A 25220-nucleotide genomic window follows, 5' to 3' on the forward strand; every position below is an offset into this window, starting at 1 on the left:
TTATGTGAAAAGAGGCTTGATTTTTTTAAAAAATGAACCTTTTTCAACAGGTATATATGTATGGAATTCTGTTTAAGATTATTCCTTTCACCTATAAATAAAGAAATAAAAAGAGGCCTCTTACTGACAGCCTCCTTTCGTTATTATACCTTTTTCACAAACTCTGATTTTAACTTCATTGCGCCAAAGCTAGGAATTTTACAATCAATGTTATGATCGCCTTCCACTAAACGAATGCCTTTGACCTTCGTCCCTATTTTTAAAACGGAAGAAGAACCTTTTACTTTTAAATCTTTGATGACAGAGACCGTGTCCCCGTCACTTAACAGATTTCCATTTGCATCTTTGACAACAAGCTGCTCCTCTGCCGCTTCTTCTTGTTCTAGCGACCATTCATGCGCACATTCAGGACAAACCAGCAGACTGCCATCCTCATAAGTATACAGTGAACTGCATGTAGGACAATTCGGTAGATTAGACATTTGTGTTTCCTCCAACTTTCTATTTTATTTCATACAATTTTACCACATTTCTATAGAAAGGAATGTGATAGAAAAGGAAACATTTTTCAACGTTTACTTATTTCTTCCAATTGATATAGCAGCCGCAATATTCCGAGCGGTTCTCTCTACATGAAGAGCCCCATCTCTCATCGCCTCAGAAAGAGAAGTTACACCTGGAACGATACTAAAAAGTGCATCAATTCCATGCTCATGTACAACTGCACTGTCTTTTGAGAGGGAGCCCGCAATACCAATCACAGGCAGGTTATACTGCTTTGCTGCTTTGGCTACACCAATTGGCGTTTTTCCATAAATGGTCTGCTGGTCAATCCGGCCTTCCCCAGTAATGACTAGGTCTGCCTCCTTGATGACATCATCAAAATGAACTGCCTTCAGCACAATATCAATTCCTCGTTGCAAATCGGCGTGTAAAAAGCCTAATAAACTCGCACCAAGTCCTCCAGCCGCTCCTGCCCCTGCTACACCTTCAAAAAATACATTGAACTGTTTTTCTGCTACTTGTGCAAAATGAGCTAAGTTTTTATCTAACACTTGAACCGTTTCTTTATCAGCACCCTTTTGAGGACCAAATACAGCAGATGCTCCTCTTTCACCCGTTAAAGGATTGTCCACATCACAAGCTGCCTCCAGCCGAACGGATTGCAGTCTTGGGTCAAGTCCAGATAGATCAATAGAAGCTAATTGATGAAGGGCTCCACCGCCTGGCGACAGATCCTGTCCTGCATTATCAAGAAAAGCCGCACCTAATCCTTGCATCATCCCAACGCCGCCATCATTTGTTGCACTTCCGCCAAGCCCAATGATGACATGCTTCGCTCCTTGATCCAGTGCCGCAAGCATTAATTCCCCTGTTCCTCTCGATGTCGTGAATAAGGGATTGCGTTTTTCTTGCGGAACAAGGTGTAACCCAGAGGCTGCGGCCATCTCTATGACGGCAGTCTGACCGTCCCCTAACATGCCAAAAAAGGCATCAACAGGCTCCCCAAGCGGGCCTGTGACCACTTGATTGACAATGTGCCCGCCCGTCGCATCAACTAGCGATTGAACAGTTCCCTCTCCTCCATCTGCCATTGGAAGTTTGATATATTCAGCGTTTGGCAAAATCGCATGAAATCCTCGTTCAATGGCACATGCTGTCTCATATGCAGATAAACTTTCTTTAAATGAATCTGGCGCAATCACAATTTTCATCCTAAAGCCCCTCGTTTCTTATCAAATGTCATCAGCCAAACAACTGGAAAACGCCGTATATAATGGTCGATACGACGGTTAATGTCAAACCAATTAACGATTCAAATGGCATGAGTTTCAACCGCTCTTTGATGTCCATGTGAACACTTCCTGCTGTGGCATGGAAAAAGCTCCCGTGCGGCATATGATCTAGCACTGTTGCCCCAGCATGAATCATGGCTGCTCCTGAAAGAGCAGATACGCCAAGGCCAATTAATGTACCGCTAAATACGCCACTCGCTACCGCCGTTCCTGCTGTTGTCGAAGCGGTGGCGGCTGACATAAATATCCCTGAAGCTGGTGCAAGTAAATACGGAGGTAATCCCGATGCATCGAGTGCTTGAATAAACACATCTTTTAAGGAAGAATTCGATACAATTCCTGCTAGTGTGCCTGTCCCTAATAACATAATCGCTACACCCGACATTTTATGAAGCCCCGACATCGCATAATCATTGAGAAACTTCCCTTTTTTCATGAAAAGAGCGCCTACAATGCCTCCGATCGGTAAGGCGATCATTGGGTCTATATTGATTTGAAAAAGCGGTCTTAAAGCCAACAATAAAATGGTGACAAGCGGACCCGCAAGTGCTTGAAAAAAAGCTGGCACTTGAACTTTGCTTTGCGCAGTTTCCTCTTCAAGAACAGGTGTCCCTTTTTTTGCAAGCTTTTTGGCTAACACATATGTAACAGCCAATCCAAACACAGCCGGGATGACACCCGCAGCCATCATTGAAGTAAGCGGTACACCAAAAGCATCAGAAGCGGCAATGGCATTCGGATTCGGTGACATGATATTCCCTGCCTTCCCGCCTCCAATCATGGCAAGTAGAATCCCCGTTTTCGACAGCTTTGCCCGTTTGGCAATGGCAAGTGCAATGGGCGCTACCGTGATAACAGCTACATCTACAAAAACGCCCACTGTTGTTAAAATCATGGTTGCCAGTGCGAGTGCTAATAACGCCCTCGCCTCTCCAAGCTTTTTCACGATAGCCTCGGCGATAGTTAAAGCTGCACCCGACTCAATCAAAACGCCAGCTAGTACACCTGCCGCCATAATTCTGAGGACAGCCGGAATCATATCCTTAGCGCCTTCCATCATGACGTTGACGGTCTGAACAATATCTACACCGCCTACCAAGCCGCCTATGAAGGCACCTGCCAGCATGCCATATGCAGGTGATACTTTTTTTAGAATAAGAACAATCGCTATCACAAGCGCCGTCACGGCTCCCAGTGTACTTACTGTCACATCTCCACTCATCCTCGATCTCCCCCAAAAATGTCTTTCTCCAATTGTAAGCGTTTACTAGTGGAGATCGGGTTGTGAATCTAGATGAATTTTTTTAATTTATCCCTTCATTCCATTGTGCATATGCACAATCAAGATAGTTGACTCATCAACTGCGCCATATAAAGCTCCATCAACTGTTTCACATGACGGGGATTTTTCCCGGTCAATGCTTGAATTTTATCTAAACGATATCGCAAAGTATTCCGGTGAATAAATAAACGATCAACAATTCTTTGTAAATCACCGCCCTCTTCAATGTAAATCCTTAATGTTTGGGCGAGCTCCGCTTCCTGTGTTAATGGGTTGTAAAAGTCAGTCCATCTAATCTCCTCTTCAACAGCTCCTGCAGTGAGGAATAGCCTTTCCAACTGATAAGATTTAAAAAAATAAATACTTTCCTCCGGATGAAGAGCCTTCCCCAACCGCAAGGAATCTCTTGCGTGCTCAAAGGACAATGACAGCCGGCTTATGTCGTCGGCGACAGTCCCTATCCCCACCAGCACCTGACCTCCTACTGCTTTTTCCATTGTTCTTTGCAGCTGCCCTGCCACATGCTTTAAACGATGATCAGGGATTGGCTGCCTTAAAAGAACCAATTCATGACGAAAGGTCATGCCAAGCAAATCATCCGCATTCTTATCGTATTGAATCGCATGCATCATTTTATGCACAGCGTCTTCCGAGGATGGAACTGGCTGAAAAACGATGACCATTCGGCGCTTATCTAAATCCATTCCCAGCCATGCAGCTCGTTTCTTTAGCTGATGATCACCAACGTCCGAATCAGAAATTAACTGATTGACAATTTCACTCTCTATTCTTTGCCGCCACTGAATTCGTTCAAGCAGAAAAGACTGCTCTAACACAAGCTCAGCTGCCATTTTCACCAGCTCGGCATGATGCCGAATGTCCTCTGGCTCACCAGTAATGCCAATCACACCAACTACTTGTTCACGAAAGCAAATAGGCAAATTGATTCCAGGTCTCACTCCTACTAAGCGCAAGGACGCCTCGTGGTCAATTTCCATACTGTTCCCGCTTGTCAGCACAAGTCGTGCTCCATCATGTTTCTGACCAATCCTGTTTCGTTCACCAGAACCAATTATGACACCATCCGCATTCATCACATTAATGTTTTTATCTAAAATACGCATCGTACGTTCAACCATTTCTTGTGCCAATTCAGTGGTTAAAAATTGCATGAGGCATCTCTCCTGAAAGTGTTTTCATTCAATGTATCATAGTGTCATTGCACAATAAATGCAATCTGTTTAAAAATGAGGCATTGACAAAGGTACATTGAAAAGTGTTTAATCAAATCAAGAGACCGACCGACAGTCTAGTCAAAAGAAAGGATGGCTTTATGAGAACCGTTAAACATCCTGAAGAACGTAAAAATGACATCTTAAATGCAGCAGAAGAGCTTTTTTCTACCAAAGGCTATCAGCAAACAACGATTATCGACATTCTGAGAGCTGTTGGCATTGCAAAAGGCACTTTTTATTATTACTTTTCATCCAAAGAAGAAGTGATGGATGCCATTATTGACAGGATCATCAAAGCAGATATCATCGTGGCAAAGCGTATTGCGGCTGAGCCAGACCTTCCAGTCGTCGACAAACTATTTCGTATCATCATGGCACAATCGCCTCAGCAAGGAAGCAATAAACAGGGGATGATTGAACAATTCCATCAGCCTTCTAATGCGGAGATGCACCAAAAAAGCTTAATCAAAGCGATTAAAGAACTATCACCCGTATTGGCAGACGTCATTCAGCAAGGGGTGGAAGAAGGAACATTCAAAACAAAGTTCCCGCAAGAAACGGTGGAATTCCTTCTTGCTTCTGCACAGGTCATATTTGATGAGGGCCTTTTTCAATGGACAGCCGAAGAAAGTATACGACGCGCTCTAGCTTTTATCGATATCCTCGAATCCTCATTACATGCAGAAAAGGGAAGCTTCTCCTTTCTTCTAAAGCGATTAACTGGAGAGCTGGATGAAAAGAATCAGTGATTGGTCACTTCCATACCAATCCTGCATACATTATAGACTGACGGTCGGTCTAAAAGGAGAGTGATACCCATGTCTTTATTATCCAAAAGAGGTTCATCCCACTTTATGTACCTCGTTCTCGGACAAATTATTTCCGTTTTTGGTTCTTCCTTAATTCGGTTTGTTCTATCTTTACACGTACTGGATATGACGCAGCGTGTTGACTTATATGCCTTACTATTCGCTTTATCCAATGTCCCGCTCCTTCTTTCTCCCTTAGCAGGCGCAATCGCTGACCGGTTTAACAGAAGGAACTTGATGATTTTATTTGATGTTCTCACCGGCATCATGATTCTGGCTTTTTATTTTTGGTTATTCTCAGGAAATGATTCACTCTATATGATCGGAGCAGTCATGGTGCTTCTTGGTGTGATGAGTACGTTCTATGCTCCTGCTGTGATGTCCAGCATTCCACAGTTAGTAAAACAGGAACAATTAGAACAAGCAAACGGAATCGTCAATGGCGTGCAGGCACTTTCAGGTGTTCTCGCTCCTATTATCGGCGGGGTTCTGTACGGACTGATTGGAAGTCAATCCATCATAGGTGCCAGTGCTATCGTGTTTTTTCTATCAGCATGCATGCTTTTACGGTTAAACATATCCTTCTCACCTAGCCCGCTAACGGAAACTATGGGCAAAGTGCTCGTAAAAGATATGAAACAAGGATTTTCCTATATTGGCAGTCAGCCATTTTTAAAAAGAGCCATGCTGCTTGCTGCAATGTTAAATTTCATCCTCACGCCATTTTTTATCGTGGGTGGTCCAATCATTTTAAGGGTCACAATGAAAAGCAGTGACATCATGTATGGAATAGGCATGGGCTTGATTGAGTTCGCTGTGATCGCAGGGGCTCTGCTAGTTGGACTTGTAGCAAAGCATTGGCAGATACCTACTTTATATCGCTGGCTGATCGTCATCGCGATCATCTTGCTACCTGTCGCATTCTCAACATCCAACACAGCTCTTCAATTTGGCACTTATCCAGCTTATTTTCTCTTTCTAGCAGGATGTCTTCCAATTGCTATGCTGCTTACAATGATCTCAATCGTTGTGATTTCACATGTTCAAAAGAAAACGCCAAATAGTCAATTAGGAAAAGTGATGGCAAACCTGACAATGGTTTCTCAATGTGCTGCCCCGCTTGGTCAAATGATGTATGGGTTCTTGTTCAACACGTTTTCAGCCAACATGTATGTGACAGTACTAATAGTCAGTACTTTCATGTTTGCCCTTGCCTACTTAACAAAAAATATGCTTCAACATGAAGGAGAATCAGCCTCATGAGACTGACGTTTATAAAGAAAGACTTAACCCGCCACCGTCTCATTTCCATCGGTTTAACCATTTGTATTATGTTGACATCATTTCTCGCAACAAACGCCGCTCAAATGACAGTACAGCTGAATGGTTCCATTTCTAATCTGCTCCATTCAGCCAAGGCACCAGATTTTGTCCAAATGCATGACGGCAGCCTAAATGAAAAAGACATTGAAGCATTTTCAAACAAGCAGTCCATGGTAAAAGCACATCAAATCGTCCCAATGATTCCAATTGAACATGCAAACATCAAGTTCGGACATGAACCCGCCAAAGCAGGTGTGATGGATCATTTATTTGTGAAACAAAATCGTCATTTTGATTTTCTTTTAAATGAACAAAATGAAAAGCTCACTGTCAATAAAGGTGAAGTGGCTGTCCCTATCTATTTTCAACAAAAGTATCATCTCAAGATAGGAGAAACGTTACTGATTGGGAAAGGGTCTAATCAATTCTCTTTCCGCATCAAAGCGTTCTTGCGAGATGCACAAATGAACCCCAGTCTTGTTAGTTCGAAAAGATTCCTTCTTCATCACAAGGATTGGGACGCAATGAATCAAGTGTTTCATAAAAAGGAATATTTAATTGAATTTTTACTGCATGATGCCGCTCAGGCAGATGCCTTTCAAGCAATCTACCAGTCATCACAGCTTCCACAGCAAGGTCCAGCTGTCACATTACCTTTGCTCCGTATGCTGAATGCATTGACAGATGGAATGGTGATTGCCATTCTCCTGCTTGTTTGCATGCTACTTATCGGTATAGCCCTCCTCTCTCTCCATCTTGCTATGACAGCTTCTATAGAAGAGGATGAACGTGAAATTGGAATACTGAAGGTGCTTGGGATTCCTTTAACAAGAATCAAGCAATTATACGTTGGAAAGTATGCCGTGCTTGCTTGTGTAGGGTGTATAGCAGGATATGGGTTAACGCTTATATTTGGTGATATGTTTACGGCCAATATTCAGCGATACATGGGGAGTCAGCCTTCTTTTACTTCTTGGTTCATCCCGCTTTGTGTTTCTATAGTGATAGCAATGATCGTCATTTCTTGCAGCTATGCTGTCCTAAGAAAGTTTGGTCGAGTATCAGCCGCTCAAGCACTTCAAGGCGGCGCCATTTCAACGAATGATAAAAAACAAATACCCCTACATCTCAAGAAAAACAGGTTCATACCGGTCAATATTTGGCTTGGTTTAAAAGATCTGTTATCACGAAAGAAGTTGTACACAACGATTACTTGTATTATCGCGCTTTGTACATTTTTGATGCTGCTGCCTATTCAGCTATGGCACACCTTACAATCGCCGGATTTCATCACATATCTTGGCTCTGGTCAAAGTGACCTTCGAATTGATATACGACAAGGAAATCATCTAGAGGAAAATACAAATGAAATAAAATCAATAATTCGTGAAGATCGGGATATTCATACATCAGCCATATATGAAACAACTTCTCTTCAGGCAAAAGCAAAGGAGAATACATTAGAAACACTCTATTTAGAAACAGGTAATCTCTCAGCATTTCCTCTCACCTATTTACAAGGGCGACAACCTTTAAAGAATAAAGAAATTGCCTTATCAGTGCTCAGTTCAGATTCACTCCAGAAAAAGGTGGGAGAAAAAATCACTCTCGTAACAAACGGGCATGAAATCCAAAAAACAGTGACTGGCATTTATCAGGATGTCACCAACGGCGGCAAAACAGCAAAAGCAATATCACAGCCATTTTCCCAATCAGCCCTTTGGAAAACCATTCAAATCCAACTAAAACAAGGAGTAGAAATTGCGGAGAAAAAGACAGTATTTGAAAAAGGGATATCTCCTGCAAAAGTGACAGATATGAAAGAATACGTTCATCAAACAATCGGCAGCACAGCCTCTTTAGTAAAAATCGTTGCATTTTTGTCTACATTAGCTGCTTTTGGAACCGCCAGTTTGATGCTATTCATGTTTCTGCACATGTTAAAAACGAAAGATTCAAGTCGAAACCACATGTTAAGAATGATTGGATTTTCTAAAAAAGATGTAACAGCACAATATATCACAAGTTTTATCGTCGTTATCTCTTTGGGCACCTTTATTGGTACGATCGCTGTCCATACGATTGGACCAGCTTTGATGAGTGTAGGTGGAGCCTCCCTAGGGGCATCAAGCCTACAGTGGCTGGCACCACAATGGGTGTCAGTTGTGTACCCAATCACACTGTTGATTGTCAGCTTAGCTTTAACCGCTTCGTTATTGAAGACGTTTTTTACTAATCAAACTACACGTCATACACTTTCATAAGGAGATGTTTCACATGGAACACTTGATTGAAACAAAGCGATTGTCTTTGCAAATCGATTCTTTAAAAGGACAGAAACAAATCATTCTTAAAGATATCCATTTATCGATAAAGCCTGGGGAATTTGTGACCATTATGGGGCCTTCCGGATGCGGGAAAACTTCCTTGCTTTATCAACTTAGCGGGATAGAAACAGCCTCAACAGGTGAGATCAAATATAAAGGCCGATTACTATCAGAAATGACAGACAAACAGTTAACTGCTCTGCGCTTAACAGATATGGGATTTGTCTTTCAACACAGCCACTTACTAAAAAATCTTAATCTATTTGACAACATCATTGCTGCCGCTTACTTAACAAAGAAAAAGCCAAGAAAAGAAGTGAATGAACGAGCTAGATATTTAATGGAAAAACTTGATATTGATCATTTAGCAGATCGATATTTGTCAGAAGTATCAGGAGGTCAGCTTCAAAGGGCCTCTATCTGTCGAGCGCTTATGAATGAACCAGACATTCTTTTCGCTGATGAACCAACAGGTGCTCTTAACTCTAATGCAACGAAGGAAGTGATGAATATATTTTCGAAAATCCATTCTGAAGGAGCAACACTACTGCTTGTCACACATGACCCAAAGGTTGCTCTTCGTTCTGAAAGAATCATGTTTATGAATGACGGAGAAATAACAGCCAGCTTACATTTAGGGAGATATGATGACTCAACTGCCGAGAATCGAGAATTTAGATTAAATCAATGGCTGCAAAATTTAGGTTTGTAATTGGAGTAAAAACAGGCAGAAAGCTGCCTGTTCTACTTTTTCTGGCACTCAAACGAATAATCCATCGAAAAACGATTTGTTTCTAATATGATTTTGCCGCCTACTTGTTGACAAGATTCTGTCAGCAACTCTATTTCTTTGCTATAAAAGTATCTCTTTGACATATACAGAGTCACTAAAACGAGTAACAGCGTCGTCATGATCACTGTGATTTGCCAGTTTAAGATTTGAAATCTTTTTTTCATATCAACGTCCTTTCTAATAGACTAGTGTTTGTGATTGGCATTTATTTTTGTCTGCTTCTATCAGTTTCTATTCCAAATTTGATCTAGCATCATCATAACTGATTTTCTTTAATAGATCGACCTTCCAACTTCTCTATTCCTTACCTAAAATCACTTTATTTGTAATATACCAGTGATATTTTCGAACATAATTATAAAACCCAATGTATATATCCCTTTTTTAGACGACTAAAAAAAGATTTTAATCATTTGTGAAAACATTCAATCACCATTACAATTTCGTACATCACATGACCTTAGGTCCTTTTTATTACCTCTTGGCAATCACCTCGCAGAAATGATTATATTCTTCCAAAAATTGCGATATTGTTTTTTAGTGAAACAGGTGAAAGGATCTTAAAGAGGTGAAATTTCATGGCTATCATTTCTGCTGAACAGGTGGGGAACCGTTTAAATGATTGGCGAATTGCGATTCGCAAGCATGATGTACACAGTGCTAACGCAATGTACACAGAATTAAAGCAATTACTTCAAGAAATGGAAGAGAATCAGGAGGTCTTGACTTATTATTCATTGCTAGAAGGCAAGTATAAACTCATGTTATATGAACGGAGAGGTAAAAAACTGAATGAACAGACAGAGCTAGATTGCCCCTCTAAAACAAACGATTTAATTGAATACTATTTTTACCTATACAAAGCCCTTTACGCTTCATATAACAGGGACTATGCATCAGCCATTGGACTGTTTAAAATTGCCGAGAAAAAACTGCAAAACATTCCGGATGAAATAGAAGTAGCAGAATTTCATACGAAAATCGCAAACTTATATATGCTACTTCGTCAAAGCCTAATTTCTCTTCACTATATTCAGAATGCTATAGATATTTTCAAAAGTCATGAAGGATATGAAAGAAGACTAGCGACAGCCTTTGTCATCGCCGCTGCTAATTATATGGACATTGGCGACTTCATAAGAGCAGAAAACTACTACAAAAAAGCAATACACATCGCTGACAGTCTAAATGATCATTTTCTAACTTCACAGCTTTTTCATAATATCAGTATTCTGTATGCCGAAGCTGGAGAATCGAAAAAATGTATCGATGCCCTAGAAAAGGCTCTAAGTGATGGAAACTACCTCTCATCGTGCTATTTCCATCACTCCATGTTTATGTTAATCAAAGAGCTGCTCTCTATTGATGAAAGAACACAAGCTCTCTATTACTTCGAATTGGTCAACCAAAAACATGAATCAGAGAAATGCCCCATCTATACAGCAAAAATGAATTTGCTTTACCATCTATATTTTACTGAAGATATGGCTCAAAAAGCTCAAGCCTGTTTCGATGAAATCAGCATTCTAAAAGAATTAAAGGATGCTGAAGGTGCCTGTGAATTAAGTGCTCTAGCTGCAAAACACTTTGAGGAATTGGGTGACATTCATCAAGCCTATCTCTTTTTAAAGGAAGCCTATCACAGGAACCATCCTATACTTGACTGGAGGAATTCTAATGAAAAAAATGAGTTTATTGATCATCGCTTTAACCATCGTTGTTTTTGGACAAACAGCGTCTTTCAATTCGTTAAATGAGACGAATGCTGGTACAACAGAACGACCTATCGGAACTTAATATAAAAATTGGTCATAGCAAAGAACCACTTGCCTGATCATAAGGCAAGTGGTTCCACCATTATTTTAATTGCTGATAAGATATGAGGCGGTGTATATGTACCGCAAGATAAGTAAGCTCATCATTAGGAATGACGATACTATGCACCTGTTTAATATAATCTTTGATTTTAAAAGCAACATCCATCGCTTGAGGATACAAGTGTGCAATTTGTTCAAACAACTCATTTTCTTGATCTGAGAGTAATTTATTTGCATAAAATCTTTCTACAAAGAACTTCACATGTGTAATGAACCGACTGTAATGAATATTCTCTTGGTCCATTTTCATATTCAATGTATAGCGCACAAGATTGACAATACTCCCGATCATTTTGGCATATTTCATGCCATCTTTCGAATCAGATTCTTCACCTAATGCATTAATTAAGTGAAAGGCGATATTGGCGGCTTCTTCTTTTGGTAATTGTATGCCCAATGTACCATTGACTAACTCAAGTGCGTACTTCCCTACTTCAAATTCTTCAGTATAGTAATTTTTGATTTCCCAGTACACGCGATTCGTAATATTAATATTCTTTTTATGTCGTTCGACAGCAAAATTCAAATGATCCATTAAGGTAAAATAAACACCTGAATTTAGATTTGAATTTAACCGTTTTTCTGCATATTGGACGATGTGCTGAGTTAAATCGATAAACTCTTGAGGCATTGAATCTAACAGTTGAAGAAATTCTTTTGCTCTCATGTTATCGACTGACATAAAGACTTGGTCCGCTTTTTTCTCTTCTATCATTTGACCCGGTTTCTGTCCATAGCCAATCCCTCGGCCAAACAAAACCATCTCCTGGTGGTTCTGATCTTCAGCCAGGACCACACTCGAGTTTAAAACTTTTTTGATTTTAAACATCGTCATCACCTGTTTTCATGATTGTGGTGTTCAATCAAGCGATTCACCATTTGTCTCAATGACTTTTTGGTACCAATAAAATGAGTCTTTTCGAGATCGTTTTAAGGTTCCGTTGCCATCATCATCTTGATCTACGTGAATGAAGCCATAGCGTTTTGACATTTGTGATGTACCTGCACTAATAATATCAATTGAGCCCCAGCTCGTATATCCAAAGAGATCGACGCCTTCTTCAATCGCTTCTCTCATCTGACGGAAATGCTCTTTAAAATAGTTAATACGATAGTCGTCATGGATAGAGCCATCACTTTCAACTACATCCTTTGCACCCATTCCGTTCTCGACAATGATAAGAGGTTTTTGATAGCGATCATACAATTCGATTAAAGAAATTTTCAGACCAACCGGATCAATTTGCCAGCCCCAGTCAGTTGAAGGAAGATAAGGGTTTTTGACTCCACGAATCGTATTCCCTTCTGTCTGTTCTAATCCTTCTTGGGCTGATTCAGTTAAAGACATATAGTAGCTAAATGAGATAAAATCTACTGTGTTTTCTTTTAGAATGGTTAGATCATCTGCTTCCATATGAATATGAATATTTTTTCTCTCAAGCATACGTGTAATCAGTGGCGGATATTCGCCAAACACCTGAACATCTGCATAGAAGTAGTTTTCTAAGTTTTGTTTCAAGGCTTGTTCCACATCATTCGGATGACATGTATGCGGATACGTTGTCAATTTTGTCAGCATACACCCAACCTGGCTGCCTGGGATAATACGATGGCAATCTGCTGTTACAAGAGCAGATGCGACAAATTGATGATGAAGCGCTTGAGACACCGTCTCTTCTACTTTTCCTTCTGGGCAACGATCAGGAATAATTCCTGCAGTAATGAATGAGTGGCGGTGTATACTATCAATTTCATTAAAAGTGAGCCAATATTTCACATCATGTTGATAACGTTCGAAACAAACATTGGCGAACTTCACAAAGAGATCGACCACTTTTCTTTCAACCCAGCCGTTATATTTCACACTAAGGGCTAAAGGCATTTCATAATGAGAGAGTGTCACAATCGGTTCTATGTTGAGTTTTTTCATTTCGGCAAATACACGATCATAAAATTGCAGCCCTTTTTCATTCGGTTCAGCTTCTTCTCCAGTAGGGAAGATACGGCTCCATGCAATAGAAATGCGAAGTGTTTTAAAGCCCATTTCAGCAAATAGAGCCAAATCCTCTTTATAGTGATGATAGAAATCAATACCTCTGCGTTTTGGGTACTTTTTATCGTCTGGATCTTTTATTGCACGGTCTATATTTTCAGAAGTAACAGCAAGATGTCCTTCATAATCTTCTACACTTAAATTGGAACGATACATTGCAATATCTGCAACTGATGGTCCCTTTCCATCTATATTCCAGGCGCCTTCTGCCTGGTTGGCGGCAATGGCGCCGCCCCATAAAAATCCTTTTGGAAAACCTTTAATTGTTGTCATATGATTAGCCTCCTAATTGTGTGACAACCATCAATGTATCTTGACGATTGACCTCTTGTAATGGCTGTACCTTAATATCATATTGATCTGTATTTGTGATTACAGCAAGTGTAACTGGATCATATCCTGCTGCTATGATTTTTTCTACATCAAATTCAATCAGTAAATCTCCTGCTTGAACACGTTCTCCTGCCTGCACTTTTGGATGAAAATACTGTCCTTCCAGCTGAACGGTATCGATGCCAATGTGGAATAATACTTCAACCCCTTGGTCCGTTTTCATACCAAGTGCGTGATTTGTTTCGAACAGCAAGGTCACCTCGCCATCTACTGGTGCATAAAGCGCTCCTTTTGAAGGTACTATGGCAATTCCTTCACCCATGACCTTTGAAGAGAAAATATCATCTTTTACTTCAGATAGAGAGATCATTTGACCAATCACAGGGCTTTTGAATGTTTCACCTGCCCCAATTTGTTCAGCAAATGCAGCTTGATCATTTGTCTTTTCTTCTCCTGTTTTATCCTTACCTAATACAAAAGCAGCGATAAAGGCGACAATAAACGAAATGACTGCTCCAATGACAGCAAACATCAGATTTCGCGGGAGCTCATCTGAGATAAACATCGACATACTTGCTAATCCAGGGCCAACAAGTACAAAGGCTTGTATACCAACTAATCCAATGAAGATTCCGCCAACAAACGAACCAATCATGACACTTCCAAGGACCCGCTTATTTTGAAGTGTCACACCATACAAAGCAGGCTCTGTGATGCCAAAAAATGCTGAAATCCCTGCCGAAATAGCTGTTGATCTGAGTACCTTGTCTTTTGTGCGTAGTGCCACAGCGAAACACGCTCCACTTTCAGCAATATTATGTGCAAGTGATGCAGGTAAATAAAGCGCTTCTTTCCCAAGGGTCCCCATTGTTGTGACTGCATAAGGGACCATTGCTTTGTGCATACCTGATGCGACCATGAATGGGAGGACTGCTGCTAAAATTGCGACAGCTACCCAGCCTACTGTATTAAACATTGCAAGAATGATGGATGAAAAACCTTGTCCTGCTGTAAAACCAATCGGTCCTAATAGAAGTAACGTAACTGGTACAGTAATGACCAATGACATCATTGGGACAAAGAAAATCCGAATTGGTTTTGGTGAAAATCGTGTAAAGAATTTTTCCATTTGAGCGTAAAGCAATACAGAAAGGATTGCTGGGAACACTTGATACGCATAAGCTATATTTTTTACGTCGAATGTCATCAATTGCGCACCTTCAGTAAGCATAGCCGTCATGTTCGGAAGAAGGAGCGCACCGACTGCTGATAATGCGACCAGTGGGTTTACTTTTAGTTTATTGGCAGTCGTTACAGCGACTAGTAAAGGGAGGAAGTAAAGAGGTGCGTCCCCTACCATGTTCAATATTTGATAGGTTTGGCCCTTTGCATCCATCCAGCCTAATAAAGAGAAAAGGAGAAGAAATGATTTTAAAATCCCTCCGCCTGCGATAGCTGGAACAAGCGGCTGGAAGACACCTACAATGAAATCTAACAGAACTGTGCCTGCTTTTCTTTTTTCTTTTGGTTGATTGGAAGGCGCGTCTTTCCCTGATGAGCTGCTACCTATTAAACTTGTTAACTTTTGATACACTTCGATGACGTCATTCCCAATGACCACTTGGCATTGACCTGACATTCTGACAGCTATGACACCTGGCGTTTTTTCTAGAGCCGGTACATCTGCCTTCTTCTGATCAATCAGTGTGAAGCGAAGTCTTGTTGAACAGTGCTCAAGGTGCGCAATGTTTTCTTTGCCACCTACATGCTGTAAAACGTCTTTGGCAACCTGTGTGTAATCCATTTTTTCTCCCCCTTTTCTCATACATGAGACCTATATTTCAGCAATAAAAAAAGGACCTAAAACGACAAATTAAAGAAATTCATCGTTTTTAGATCCTGCCTGCATGACCAGTCACATGTCTAATTTATCAATATTGGATTTGATTTTAGTATATATTGAGTTAATGTAAGCGTCAACATATATTTTTGAATTTAAAAAATATTTTTTTACAAGTCTAATGTCATCAAAACGACCTCATTTTACTTTAGAGGAAATTTAAATCGAAAAAGTCAGATAGTCTCAAATGTCCTATCTGACTTAATTATTATCATTATTTTTTCTTTGCTTTTTTCTTTGCGGCATTTTTAAATGCTTCTTCTTGCTTTTGATATTGTTTCTTATTCACAGCTTTCAGTTTCATTTTTTCATTCTTTTTCCAAATCGGTAACTCAATATAGGAAGCCTCTACATCAGATGACCCTATCATCTTAGACAAGCCACCCTTTATTTTTGGTGTGGGATATACCCAAAAGTTTTTAAAACCTGTGGTTCCAACTGCTTGATATTTTTCTTTTTTCAATGGCTTACTTTTCTTCCCTGTGGCTTTGGAGATTGTAATAGCTCCTGAAAAATCCCCTTCAAAAACGGCTTCTTCGATATCAAGGAAAATTTGATATGAATTGTTTTTTGCTGTATACAGATAGCCGTAGGCTTTATTTAAATTATCTGTGTATTTCCCTATGATCTCATAGTAACGGTCTTCTGCTGTATCGACGTACTCATCATAGCGCTTATCTATGGCTTTTTTGTATTCTTTTAATTTCTTCTCATCAACAGCTTGATAGCGTTTACTTTTCTTTGCTCCTTGCTTTTTGACCATGAGATCTTTTCCAGAAAAATAGATGTCATATACGATTGTTTTCTTCTTTTGTTGGACTTTAAGTTTGTATCCTTTTTTGGTGGTTTTCCCGGTTAGTTTGTATTTTGTTTTCACCATAAAAGGTTCAATTGGATCAATCTTAACACCCTTACCGTTTAGGTAACCCGTGACCTTGCCTTTCTTTTCAGTCACCTTCAGCCAACTGACATTGTCCTTTGTTTTATAAGCATATGCATAAGATTGATTCAGTGATTCTTTTTTAGCAGATGCTTTGTTTCCTCCAAAACTTCCAACACCAATCAATAGTGCAACAATCATGAACAATATTCCTATGTTCCTCAACTTCATTTGTACACCCTCCATTCTTTTATGAATAGATGCGCAAGCACTTTACACATCAAGTATATATTACCATATTTATGATTTATCTCCTGTATTTCAAAAATATAAATCTATCAATTATTATTTTCTTGCTTTTTATTCATTTCAAATTTATTATATATCTAATTGATATATCTTTTAGATAGGTGTGCTGATATGAAAAAATACAATGATACGACGTATGCAATTTTAGGTATTTTAACGACAGATTGTAAGTCAGGGTACGAAGTGAAGCAATTAATTGATAAGAGCTTGCATCATTTTTGGAAAATTAGTTATGGACAAATTTATCCAGCTTTAAAGTTTATAGTCGAGGAAGGTCTTGCTAAGGTTTCACCCGCTTCTACGTCTGGCCGCTCAGACAAGCGGGAATATCATTTGACTGAAAAAGGGCTGAAGACGTTAAGGCAGTGGTTAGCGCAGCCGCTCGATCAGTTACCAACAGAACGAAATGAAGTGTTATTAAAGTTATTCTTTGGACAATATCTTTCGTTTGAGAAAAAGCTGGTGCTTCTACAGGATTATGAAAGGCAGCTTCGTATCCGTTATGAGACCTATGTTTCGATTGAAGAAAACATTCAAGAGCTTTATCCAGATGAAGCGGATGCGAAGTATTGGCTGTTTACTTTAGATTACGGAAAAAGAGTGGCTCAAGCGGGAATTGATTGGTGCGTGGAAACATCCCATTTGATGAAGAAGGAAGGGTAAATGAATGAAAAAAGACATACGTACTGGCAGGTTTACAACAGAGAATTCTGACTCGATTGTTGTGTTCATTATCGGCATGCGGATTAACAAACGCTGGGCAGTTCATCAATGGCTGCCTGTGTTCATGGCGATGCCTGGCATGATCAAAGAGCTGTATACCCATCAAGATGAGCTTGGTTTCCTCGGGACAGAGAATTACTTTGGCTTACGCACGACAGCGATGATCCAATATTGGAAATCAACAGATGACCTCCTTGCCTATGCGAAGATGGAAAAACATTTGGCGGCTTGGAAGAACTTCCATCAGAAGGCTCAGAACAATGACGCAGTGGGCATTTATCATGAAACCTATCAAATTCAAGCCGGCTCGTATGAATCCGTCTATATGAACATGCCTTCCTACGGACTGAGCCAAGCGAGAGCTCCTATTCCAATTGGTAAAGGAAAACAAACAGCGAAAGAACGGCTGAAAACAACAAATTCCTAGAGAGCGAATCTCTAGGAATTTCTTTTTGCAACGGTCACAAAATGCTTTAATATGCGGGCTGTTAATCCCCAAATGGTGTAGTTTTCATAATCATAAAACCATTCCTCTATCGATCGGCTCCCCCAGCGGTACTTCTCACCATTCATGATTTTTTCATAAGGGAAATCCTCACCTGGTGTTGGCTGAACGGATACATGATGTAAGTACGGCTCATATTGGCTGAGCCATGATAGAGGCACGGTAAAGGTCTCTTCTACTTCTTCTTGATTGAAGGAGTGTTTCACTTTTTGTTCATCAATGATCCCGACATATGGGTAGACCACGAAGGATGGAGAAGCAATGTAAGGACTGAGCTGTCCAAGAATCTCCACCGATTCTGGCGGAATGCCCAGCTCCTCATATGTTTCCCGCAATGCAGCTTCCTGTGCTGTTTCGCTGCCGTCGAGTTTGCCACCAGGGAAGCTAATATCACCCGGCTGTTTTCTCATGGTCAGCGATCGCACCTCAAATAATATATGCCATTCCCCGTTTACTTGCACCAAAGGGACAAGGACCGCAGCTTTGAACGCTGTCTCTTCTCCAATAAATAACGGTTGTGATTGATGTAAGTCATTTTTTAATTGGTCAATGAACACGGACATCACCTGTTTTCTGTTTCTCTTTCCTTTAGCGTATCATGGTTCACCTTTTGATTAAAGATGATCTTTCTGACAATTATTTTTATCAATTTGACAACTATACTTGTCAAATTGAATACAATACTTTACAATTAAAGAAAGATTTCGATCAAAGTTGAGGTGACAGAATGAAAAATCGGCTAAAAGAGCTTCGTGCGCGTGATGGGTTGAACCAAACTGAGCTTGCAAAGCGTGCAAAGGTTTCTCGTCAGACCATCAGCTTGATGGAACGAGATGAATTAATGCCGTCTCTCTTGCTCGCTGTTAAGCTTTCACGAATTTTTCAGGAACCCATTGAACGTATTTTTCTATTCGAGGAGGATGAACTCACATGAAAACTGTATACAAAATGCTCTTAGGTGCTCTCCTTGGCTTTCTCGGCGCTTACTGTCTGCTGGCAGCCGAATTTGAGATGACACTTCTTGATGTTGCATTCGAAGCGACTCTTGTCATCAGCGGATTGACGATTCTATTGATTATTTATTGTTTTTCAGGGATTTCACGTATGAAAAAAAGAGTATCACTTTCGGTATCTGGTGATGAGGAGGATGAACTGGAAGCAAAACAGTATCGAACCTTTACTGATTTGACGTTAGCCAATACGGTGAGTACCATTTTGTCCATTATTGCCATCGGTATGGCCATCGTAACCGAGCAGCCTATTTGGCTGATTCTGGTCAATGTTACTTTATTTATCGTCACCATTATCAGTTCTTATGTAGCGATATCCGTTCTAAAGCTTGTCTACCCTAATCGCAACCTACCAAGCCCATCTGACAAAGATTATAGTAAAAAGCTGCTCGCTATTTCTGACGAAGGTGAAAAGCATGTGATGCTTGGCGGACTGTTTCACACATATCAATTGATGAATATCCTGTTGATCGGTGCCATGTTTATTTTGATTGTGTATTCCCTTGGGGCCAATCACTCTCAGCTCTTCTCAATCATGGTGATTGGACTTGTTTTAATCATTTTGAATGCAAATTATATGTTCAGGATTAGAAATCGTTAAATGAACAAAAGCACAGCCTAATGCAAAGTCTGTGCTTTTTTCCGTCCATTATGACGCACGGCGTTTCTTTCGTGCATAAATCAATAATAAGAAACCAAACCAAACCGGTGTTAATAAGAGCGCCGGACGTGTTGCATCCGCAAACAGCATGATCACAAGAATGGCAGCAAAGAGCACAAGAACACAAATGTTCACAAAAGGTGTGAACGGTGCTTTAAAAGTAGATGCCGCATGCAGTTCAGGCCGTGTTTTTTTATATTTCAAATGGCAAATTAAAATAATACTCCATACCCAAATGAAACAAATGGCGCTGATGGTTGTGACAATACCAAAGGCTTGTTCGGGAATCAGCTTGCTTAAAAGAGCACCGACCGATACCACAATCGTTGAAACGAAAAGTGCATTACTTGGAACAGCGTGCTTGTTCAGACGTCCAAAGGAAGCTGGTCCCTGTTTTTGATGACTGAGATTATATAAAATACGGCTTGTTGAGAACATACCGCTATTACAAGCTGAAGCCGCAGACGTTAAGACAACAAAATTAATAAGTCCCGCTGCTACTGGTATCCCAATCAGCCCAAATGTTTTTACAAAAGGACTTTCTGATGCACTGAGCTCAGTCCATGGGTTGATACATAGTAAAACAAAGATGGCACCCACATAGAAAAATAGAATTCTTAAAGGAATTTTATTAATCGCAGACGGGATGTTTTTTTGCGGATTGGCTGTTTCTGCTGCGGACACACCGACCAATTCCACTCCCACATACGCAAAGATTACCATTTGGAATGACAGTAAGAAGCCTGTGACACCATGCGGGAATAGTCCGCCGTGTGACCAAAGATTCGTTACCGTCACCGGACCTGCATCTGTTTGAAAACCAATGATTAAAAGGACAATTCCTACGCCGATCAATAATAGAATCGTAATCACTTTAATGAGTGCAAACCAAAATTCCATTTCTCCGAAAAGCTTCACCGTTAATAAATTAAACCCTAGTAAAATCAACAAACAAATGATGGCAGGAATCCATTGCGGGATGTCAAACCAATACTGCACATACACTCCGACAGCAATGACATCTGCCATCGCTGTCATAATCCAGCAAAACCAATACGTCCACCCTGTCACAAAGGAAGCCCAAGGTCCGAGATAGTCCTCTGCAATATCGGTTAATGACTGATAGCCCGCCTTCGATAAGAGTAATTCACCAAGTGCCCTCATGACAAAAAAGATCGCCATTCCGACAATTAAATAAGCAAAAATGATCGATGGACCTGCCAATTGAATGGCCTTTCCAGAGCCTAAAAACAGCCCAGTTCCAATGGTTCCGCCAATTGCAATCAACTGAACATGGCGGTTTGATAAATCTCGTTTTAATTCTTGTTGTGCCAATGCTAACGCCCTCCTACGACACGATCTTATACTGAAATAATGAACCCTCAAAAAGTCCATAAAAAAAGAGATTGGATGCGCTCCAATCTCACGGTCATAAAAGAATAGCAAAATAGAGAAAAGCAATACACGGCGTCATCCATGCATTACAAATACAATATTTCGTACTCTTCTGTCCTTTTGCCTGAGATTGTGAACCCTTCGGCGCCGCACATACATGCGGTCTCTCCAGAAGCTGCTCCTGCCATAGTGTGACCCACAGCAATCATAGCCTTCGTTATTTACTTAAAATGTTGCTATTTCTGAATAATTTCATATTTTACGCCTCTAGAAGAAAGCTGTCAATGGAAATCTTTTATGATTTCTGTCACTCTAGCTGACTTCACTTCATCAATACCCCTCATTAAGGTATAATAAATCAAAAGATGTTCGGCTCGTTTGATGGAGAAATCCATCCTGACCATGAAGCAAGTTAGGCAATCCATTGAAGTTGGTGAAGATAAATGAAAAAAATGAACAAACAGCGTGTCACATTACAGGAAGTCGCCCGTCATGCCGGTGTATCGACTTCAACGGCCTCACTCGTTGTTCGAAATAACCCAAGAATCTCTGAAGCCACTCGAAAAAAGGTCCTGCAATCTATGGAGGAATTAGGATACGTGTATGACCGCGTCGCTGCTAACATGCGGTCAAAAAGTTCAAATATTGTAGGTGTGATTGTCACGGATATTTCAAACACGTTTATTTCTGAGTTTTTAATCGGCGTGCAAACCACACTTGAATCACTGGGCTATACCGTTTTACTTGGGACAACCTTTGACAGTGTCGATAAGCAGGAACGGCTCATTTCCACCATGGTAGAGCACCGAGTTGGCGGGATCATTTTAAACCCAGCTTCGAAAAGCTCTGCTCGGACGGTCAAACAATTAAATCAAATTCGCACCCCAAAAGTACTGGCAAATCGTGAATTAGCAGATGTGCATTGTGACTATGTCGGTGCTGATTATGAACAAGGCGCTTGGATGGCGGTCCATCATCTTCTTCAAAAGGGACATCGGCGCATTGCCTTTTTAGGCGGCATCAAGACCTCCTCGACTTGGATCGACCGAATGAAAGGGTTCAAAAGAGCCCACGACGAGGCAAACCTAACAATTGATGAATCTCTTATTATTGATATGGAACCGACTCGTGAAGGCGGGAAAGAAGCACTCGCCCAAGTCATCGATCAGCCCGATCCTCCTACTGCTATTTTTTGTTTTAGTGACTTAGTTGCGTTTGGGGTCATTCAAGGACTGTCATCACGTGACATCAAGCCTGGTGAAGATATCGATGTAGTTGGATTCGATAACATCCCTGAAGCGGAAATGTATCACCCGCCGCTCACCACTGTCTCTTCATTCCCACGGTCCATCGGGGTAAAAGCAGCGAACCTTTTATATCATAAAATGAACGAGCAGGATGAAGAGCTGCAGCGATTGATCTTAAAGCCTCAACTTCATATTAGAGAAACCTCTACCTCATCGTGAAAAGGAGAATTGTGTACAGCAATTCTCTTTTTTTATTGAGCAAGTCAATCATTTCTTTGTTTCATTTTTCTTTTTTTAAATCACAAAGTCATAAACTTGACACATTTTAAACACAGGAGTATATTTATCTCGTTGCTTCTTTTAGTATATCGTTATACCTATTTCTGTGTATCGTTTTTTTTATTCAACATCAGTTAAAAGTGGACTTTTCTGATTCTGATCAAATTATGAAGATTCACTTTCTTATCAAGGCTGTTTTTATTTTTATATTTTAGTAGAACGATGTACTTAATTGAAGAACAGATGAATATTCATTATTTTTTCATCAATCACATAAGGGGTGTTGTGATGGGCTTTATGTACATTCATAGAAAGAACAACCGACATACAAAGAATTTAACCCTAAAAGGGTTGCAAATATAGGAGTGGGAACATGGAAAATCCTTATATTAAATCGTCACTCGGCATGTATTTAAATTACTTCATGCTCGGCATGATCAATATCATTGTAGCGTCCAATATGGATAGCTTATCTGAACGCTACCATGTGGATATTACGAAAATCAGCTTGCTTGTATCGGCGATCGGAATTGGTAAACTGATTGCTCTCTTTTTCTCTGGCCGGTTAGCAGACCGCTGGGGACGTAAGCCTGTCATTATTACAGGGAACTTTCTTTACTTATTATTCTTAATCGGTATTCCAACGACAACGAATTATACATTGGCATTTATCTTTGCGATTTCAGCCGGGATTGCAAACTCATTACTTGATTCGGGAACATATCCTGCTTTGACAGAATCGTTTCCTAAAAAGGCAAGTTCAGCTTCTGTTTTAGTGAAGGCGTCCGTTTCAATTGGAGCGACTGTTCTTCCATTTATCTTGGCGTTCCTTATTGCACATGACATCTTCTGGGGCTGGGCGTTCTTTGGACTAGGACTTCTTTATTTACTTGTAGGGATTTACTTGATCTTTATGCCGTTCCCGAACCATAAGCAAGTCTCTTCACAAGATGACCTTCCAGTGCAGGAACAAATGAAGGAAGAACCTAAAATGTTGGGTGAAGGCTTAGCCGTCGTGCTCATGGGATTCACGTCTACTGCATTGTTTGTCGTATGGCAAACGTGGCTTCCACAGCTCGGATTGAAATTGATTGGGCTTGGCGCAGGACAAGCGACACAGCTTCTTTCTTATTTTAGTATTGGTGCCCTTGTGTCAGTTCTACTGCTCTCAATTGTATTAGATAAATTCATTTCGCCGATTATGGTCGCAATCATTTATCCAGTTGGAGCATTTCTTGCCATGCTTTCACTATTTCAAATTGAAACGTATAGCATTGTCATTGTCAGCACCTTTTTCTTAGGATTATTTACAGCAGGGATCTTCCAGCTAGCGATGAGTATTATGATGAAATTATTCCCTACAAACAAAGCAACGGCTTCATCATACGTCAACATTGCGGCAAGCTCAGCGTTTATTCTTGTGCCGCTCATTACAAGCGGGTTGGTCAGCACGTACGATATTAAAATGACGTTATTTTTCGATATGATCATTGCGGTTATTAGCGTATTGTTAGCGGTCTTTGTTCTTGGACGCATGAAAAAATTGTTTAGATAATTAAAGGAGATGTCAATCATGACAAATATACATGAACGTAATATTGATGGAAAAACAAAATTAGTAGGCCTTCTTGCTACACCAATCGGACACAGCCTGTCACCACGTATGCATAACCTTGGCTATACACTCACAGGGATCAACTACGCTTACCTCGCATTTGAAGTAGGGAATGAGGAACTAGAAGCAGCTGTCAACGGTATGAAAGCAATGGGTGCAGCTGGGTTTAACGTTTCTATGCCGAACAAAATGAAAGTGCTAGACTACTTAGATGAACTAGATGATTCTGCAAAATACACACGTGCAAGTAACACCGTCGTAAACAAAGATGGCAAACTGATTGGCTACAACACAGATGGTCTTGGTTACGTGAGAAACTTGATTGAACATGGCGTTGAATTAGCTGGACAAAAGGTCACACTAGTCGGATCTGGCGGAGCTGCAACACCGATTGCCATTCAGCTTGCACAATCAGGTATTCGTGAAATTAGTATTTTTGCTCGTAATGATCAATACTTTGTTCAAGCAGAAGAAAATGTAAATTACATCAACAACGAAATGACATCATTTGGTGTCAAAGCGAACATTTTCCCACTTGAAGACAAAGATGCTTTCCGCCGTGAAGTAGCTGAAAGTGCAATCTTAGCAAATGGGACAAGCCTTGGCATGAAACCACTAGATCAGCTCAGCATCATCGATGATACGCTTGATGTCCTGCGTGAAGATTTAATCGTGACAGACGTCGTATATAACCCGCAAAAAACAAAGCTCCTTGCGCAAGCACAGGAAGCTGGTGCCAAAACCATTAACGGTCTTGGCATGATGCTATGGCAAGGTGCACTTGCTTACAAACTCTTTACTGGTGAAGATATGCCAGTTGATCAAGTGAAACAAATTCTTTTTGAAAATGACCGTTTCTAAACAAAAG

At 40.4% G+C, this 25220-nt stretch carries 23 protein-coding genes and 1 riboswitch; of the genes, 12 read left to right on the forward strand and 11 right to left on the reverse strand.

Annotation, left to right across the window (positions count from 1 at the left end):
- Positions 1–143: 143 nt before the first annotated feature.
- The 4 genes from MHH26_RS16675 to MHH26_RS16690 form a co-directional block, all read right to left on the reverse strand.
- Positions 144–482 (reverse strand): zinc ribbon domain-containing protein YjdM, encoded by a 339-nt coding sequence (locus tag MHH26_RS16675; RefSeq protein WP_334750613.1) that lies wholly within the window; start codon positions 480–482, stop codon positions 144–146.
- A 93-nt stretch (positions 483–575) separates the two neighbouring features.
- The gene (locus tag MHH26_RS16680; RefSeq protein WP_034660534.1) at positions 576–1715 is read right to left on the reverse strand and encodes a glycerate kinase; all 1140 of its coding nucleotides are present in this window, start codon (positions 1713–1715) and stop codon (positions 576–578) included.
- A 31-nt stretch (positions 1716–1746) separates the two neighbouring features.
- On the reverse strand, positions 1747–3018 hold the full coding sequence (locus tag MHH26_RS16685; protein WP_340974136.1) for a GntP family permease: 1272 nt from the start codon (positions 3016–3018) through the stop codon (positions 1747–1749).
- A gap of 119 nt (positions 3019–3137) precedes the next feature.
- The gene (locus MHH26_RS16690; RefSeq protein ID WP_340974137.1) at positions 3138–4250 is read right to left on the reverse strand and encodes a CdaR family transcriptional regulator; all 1113 of its coding nucleotides are present in this window, start codon (positions 4248–4250) and stop codon (positions 3138–3140) included.
- Between the two features lie 161 nt (positions 4251–4411).
- Between MHH26_RS16690 and MHH26_RS16695 the strand changes: the two genes are divergently transcribed.
- From MHH26_RS16695 to MHH26_RS16710, 4 genes are all read left to right on the forward strand, one after another.
- Positions 4412–5062 (forward strand): TetR/AcrR family transcriptional regulator, encoded by a 651-nt coding sequence (locus tag MHH26_RS16695; RefSeq protein ID WP_034660537.1) that lies wholly within the window; start codon positions 4412–4414, stop codon positions 5060–5062.
- 69 nt (positions 5063–5131) lie between these two features.
- Complete coding sequence (locus MHH26_RS16700) at positions 5132–6385, forward strand: MFS transporter (protein ID WP_340974138.1); 1254 nt, start codon at positions 5132–5134, stop codon at positions 6383–6385.
- Entirely contained in the window at positions 6382–8709 is a 2328-nt protein-coding gene (locus MHH26_RS16705) for an ABC transporter permease (RefSeq protein ID WP_340974141.1), read from the forward strand. Before MHH26_RS16700 ends, MHH26_RS16705 begins: the two co-directional genes overlap by 4 nt.
- Before the next feature lie 13 nt (positions 8710–8722).
- Complete coding sequence (locus MHH26_RS16710; RefSeq protein ID WP_060597643.1) at positions 8723–9484, forward strand: ABC transporter ATP-binding protein; 762 nt, start codon at positions 8723–8725, stop codon at positions 9482–9484.
- 32 nt (positions 9485–9516) lie between these two features.
- Here the strand turns inward: MHH26_RS16710 and MHH26_RS16715 are convergent, their stop codons facing one another.
- Entirely contained in the window at positions 9517–9729 is a 213-nt protein-coding gene (locus MHH26_RS16715; RefSeq protein ID WP_066031504.1) for a hypothetical protein, read from the reverse strand.
- Positions 9730–10143: 414 nt separating this feature from the next.
- On the opposite strand from MHH26_RS16715, the gene MHH26_RS16720 reads away from it, so the two are divergent.
- Entirely contained in the window at positions 10144–11322 is a 1179-nt protein-coding gene (locus tag MHH26_RS16720) for a Rap family tetratricopeptide repeat protein (protein WP_340974143.1), read from the forward strand.
- Between the two features lie 100 nt (positions 11323–11422).
- Here the strand turns inward: MHH26_RS16720 and MHH26_RS16725 are convergent, their stop codons facing one another.
- The 4 genes from MHH26_RS16725 to MHH26_RS16740 all read right to left on the reverse strand — a co-directional run bounded on the left by MHH26_RS16725 (position 11423) and on the right by MHH26_RS16740 (position 16839).
- Positions 11423–12271: a PRD domain-containing protein gene (locus tag MHH26_RS16725; RefSeq protein WP_307500557.1), complete on the reverse strand. Its 849-nt coding sequence runs from the start codon at positions 12269–12271 to the stop codon at positions 11423–11425.
- A gap of 30 nt (positions 12272–12301) precedes the next feature.
- Positions 12302–13768, reverse strand: a complete 1467-nt coding sequence (locus MHH26_RS16730; RefSeq protein ID WP_340974145.1) for a glycoside hydrolase family 1 protein — start codon at positions 13766–13768, stop codon at positions 12302–12304.
- A gap of 4 nt (positions 13769–13772) precedes the next feature.
- A complete protein-coding gene (locus MHH26_RS16735; RefSeq protein ID WP_060597648.1) occupies positions 13773–15632 on the reverse strand; it encodes a beta-glucoside-specific PTS transporter subunit IIABC in 1860 nt (619 codons plus the stop codon).
- Between the two features lie 310 nt (positions 15633–15942).
- On the reverse strand, positions 15943–16839 hold the full coding sequence (locus tag MHH26_RS16740; protein ID WP_340974147.1) for a hypothetical protein: 897 nt from the start codon (positions 16837–16839) through the stop codon (positions 15943–15945).
- 189 nt (positions 16840–17028) lie between these two features.
- Here MHH26_RS16740 and MHH26_RS16745 point away from each other — a divergent pair, with 189 nt between their 5' ends.
- Positions 17029–17580 carry a PadR family transcriptional regulator gene (locus MHH26_RS16745; RefSeq protein WP_340974149.1) on the forward strand — a complete coding sequence of 184 codons (552 nt, stop codon included), beginning with the start codon at positions 17029–17031 and terminating at the stop codon, positions 17578–17580.
- Between the two features lie 4 nt (positions 17581–17584).
- Positions 17585–18067 (forward strand): DUF4188 domain-containing protein, encoded by a 483-nt coding sequence (locus MHH26_RS16750; RefSeq protein ID WP_340974152.1) that lies wholly within the window; start codon positions 17585–17587, stop codon positions 18065–18067.
- 11 nt (positions 18068–18078) lie between these two features.
- Here MHH26_RS16750 and MHH26_RS16755 read toward each other — a convergent pair whose 3' ends face one another.
- A complete protein-coding gene (locus MHH26_RS16755) occupies positions 18079–18702 on the reverse strand; it encodes an NUDIX hydrolase (protein WP_034660554.1) in 624 nt (207 codons plus the stop codon).
- Positions 18703–18872: 170 nt separating this feature from the next.
- Between MHH26_RS16755 and MHH26_RS16760 the strand changes: the two genes are divergently transcribed.
- The gene (locus MHH26_RS16760; protein ID WP_034323321.1) at positions 18873–19079 is read left to right on the forward strand and encodes a helix-turn-helix transcriptional regulator; all 207 of its coding nucleotides are present in this window, start codon (positions 18873–18875) and stop codon (positions 19077–19079) included.
- Positions 19076–19756: a DUF3169 family protein gene (locus MHH26_RS16765; RefSeq protein ID WP_060597653.1), complete on the forward strand. Its 681-nt coding sequence runs from the start codon at positions 19076–19078 to the stop codon at positions 19754–19756. The genes MHH26_RS16760 and MHH26_RS16765 overlap by 4 nt, the downstream gene beginning before the upstream one ends.
- A gap of 48 nt (positions 19757–19804) precedes the next feature.
- Here the strand turns inward: MHH26_RS16765 and MHH26_RS16770 are convergent, their stop codons facing one another.
- Complete coding sequence (locus MHH26_RS16770; protein WP_334750623.1) at positions 19805–21151, reverse strand: amino acid permease; 1347 nt, start codon at positions 21149–21151, stop codon at positions 19805–19807.
- Between the two features lie 162 nt (positions 21152–21313).
- Positions 21314–21393: riboswitch (glycine riboswitch) on the reverse strand.
- 261 nt (positions 21394–21654) lie between these two features.
- Here MHH26_RS16770 and MHH26_RS16775 point away from each other — a divergent pair.
- From MHH26_RS16775 to MHH26_RS16785, 3 genes are all read left to right on the forward strand, one after another.
- Positions 21655–22677, forward strand: a complete 1023-nt coding sequence (locus tag MHH26_RS16775; protein ID WP_066031496.1) for a LacI family DNA-binding transcriptional regulator — start codon at positions 21655–21657, stop codon at positions 22675–22677.
- A 433-nt stretch (positions 22678–23110) separates the two neighbouring features.
- Complete coding sequence (locus tag MHH26_RS16780; protein ID WP_340974157.1) at positions 23111–24292, forward strand: MFS transporter; 1182 nt, start codon at positions 23111–23113, stop codon at positions 24290–24292.
- An 18-nt stretch (positions 24293–24310) separates the two neighbouring features.
- On the forward strand, positions 24311–25213 hold the full coding sequence (locus MHH26_RS16785) for a shikimate dehydrogenase (protein ID WP_034660559.1): 903 nt from the start codon (positions 24311–24313) through the stop codon (positions 25211–25213).
- Positions 25214–25220: the final 7 nt, after the last annotated feature.

It is taken from the genome of Bacillus sp. FSL K6-2839 (genome assembly GCF_038003365.1).
Taxonomy (GTDB): Bacteria; Bacillota; Bacilli; order Bacillales; family Bacillaceae; genus Bacillus.

What these genes read in the sequence shown, in the direction of transcription:
- MHH26_RS16675 (WP_334750613.1), bottom strand. Translation starts at nt 482, where the DNA reads ATGTCTAATCTACCGAATTGTCCTACATGCAGTTCACTGTATACTTAT.
- MHH26_RS16680 (WP_034660534.1), bottom strand. Translation starts at nt 1,715, where the DNA reads ATGAAAATTGTGATTGCGCCAGATTCATTTAAAGAAAGTTTATCTGCA.
- MHH26_RS16685 (WP_340974136.1), bottom strand. Translation starts at nt 3,018, where the DNA reads ATGAGTGGAGATGTGACAGTAAGTACACTGGGAGCCGTGACGGCGCTT.
- MHH26_RS16690 (WP_340974137.1), bottom strand. Translation starts at nt 4,250, where the DNA reads ATGCAATTTTTAACCACTGAATTGGCACAAGAAATGGTTGAACGTACG.
- MHH26_RS16695 (WP_034660537.1), top strand. Translation starts at nt 4,412, where the DNA reads ATGAGAACCGTTAAACATCCTGAAGAACGTAAAAATGACATCTTAAAT.
- MHH26_RS16700 (WP_340974138.1), top strand. Translation starts at nt 5,132, where the DNA reads ATGTCTTTATTATCCAAAAGAGGTTCATCCCACTTTATGTACCTCGTT.
- MHH26_RS16705 (WP_340974141.1), top strand. Translation starts at nt 6,382, where the DNA reads ATGAGACTGACGTTTATAAAGAAAGACTTAACCCGCCACCGTCTCATT.
- MHH26_RS16710 (WP_060597643.1), top strand. Translation starts at nt 8,723, where the DNA reads ATGGAACACTTGATTGAAACAAAGCGATTGTCTTTGCAAATCGATTCT.
- MHH26_RS16715 (WP_066031504.1), bottom strand. Translation starts at nt 9,729, where the DNA reads ATGAAAAAAAGATTTCAAATCTTAAACTGGCAAATCACAGTGATCATG.
- MHH26_RS16720 (WP_340974143.1), top strand. Translation starts at nt 10,144, where the DNA reads ATGGCTATCATTTCTGCTGAACAGGTGGGGAACCGTTTAAATGATTGG.
- MHH26_RS16725 (WP_307500557.1), bottom strand. Translation starts at nt 12,271, where the DNA reads ATGTTTAAAATCAAAAAAGTTTTAAACTCGAGTGTGGTCCTGGCTGAA.
- MHH26_RS16730 (WP_340974145.1), bottom strand. Translation starts at nt 13,768, where the DNA reads ATGACAACAATTAAAGGTTTTCCAAAAGGATTTTTATGGGGCGGCGCC.
- MHH26_RS16735 (WP_060597648.1), bottom strand. Translation starts at nt 15,632, where the DNA reads ATGGATTACACACAGGTTGCCAAAGACGTTTTACAGCATGTAGGTGGC.
- MHH26_RS16740 (WP_340974147.1), bottom strand. Translation starts at nt 16,839, where the DNA reads ATGAAGTTGAGGAACATAGGAATATTGTTCATGATTGTTGCACTATTG.
- MHH26_RS16745 (WP_340974149.1), top strand. Translation starts at nt 17,029, where the DNA reads ATGAAAAAATACAATGATACGACGTATGCAATTTTAGGTATTTTAACG.
- MHH26_RS16750 (WP_340974152.1), top strand. Translation starts at nt 17,585, where the DNA reads ATGAAAAAAGACATACGTACTGGCAGGTTTACAACAGAGAATTCTGAC.
- MHH26_RS16760 (WP_034323321.1), top strand. Translation starts at nt 18,873, where the DNA reads ATGAAAAATCGGCTAAAAGAGCTTCGTGCGCGTGATGGGTTGAACCAA.
- MHH26_RS16765 (WP_060597653.1), top strand. Translation starts at nt 19,076, where the DNA reads ATGAAAACTGTATACAAAATGCTCTTAGGTGCTCTCCTTGGCTTTCTC.
- MHH26_RS16775 (WP_066031496.1), top strand. Translation starts at nt 21,655, where the DNA reads ATGAAAAAAATGAACAAACAGCGTGTCACATTACAGGAAGTCGCCCGT.
- MHH26_RS16780 (WP_340974157.1), top strand. Translation starts at nt 23,111, where the DNA reads ATGGAAAATCCTTATATTAAATCGTCACTCGGCATGTATTTAAATTAC.
- MHH26_RS16785 (WP_034660559.1), top strand. Translation starts at nt 24,311, where the DNA reads ATGACAAATATACATGAACGTAATATTGATGGAAAAACAAAATTAGTA.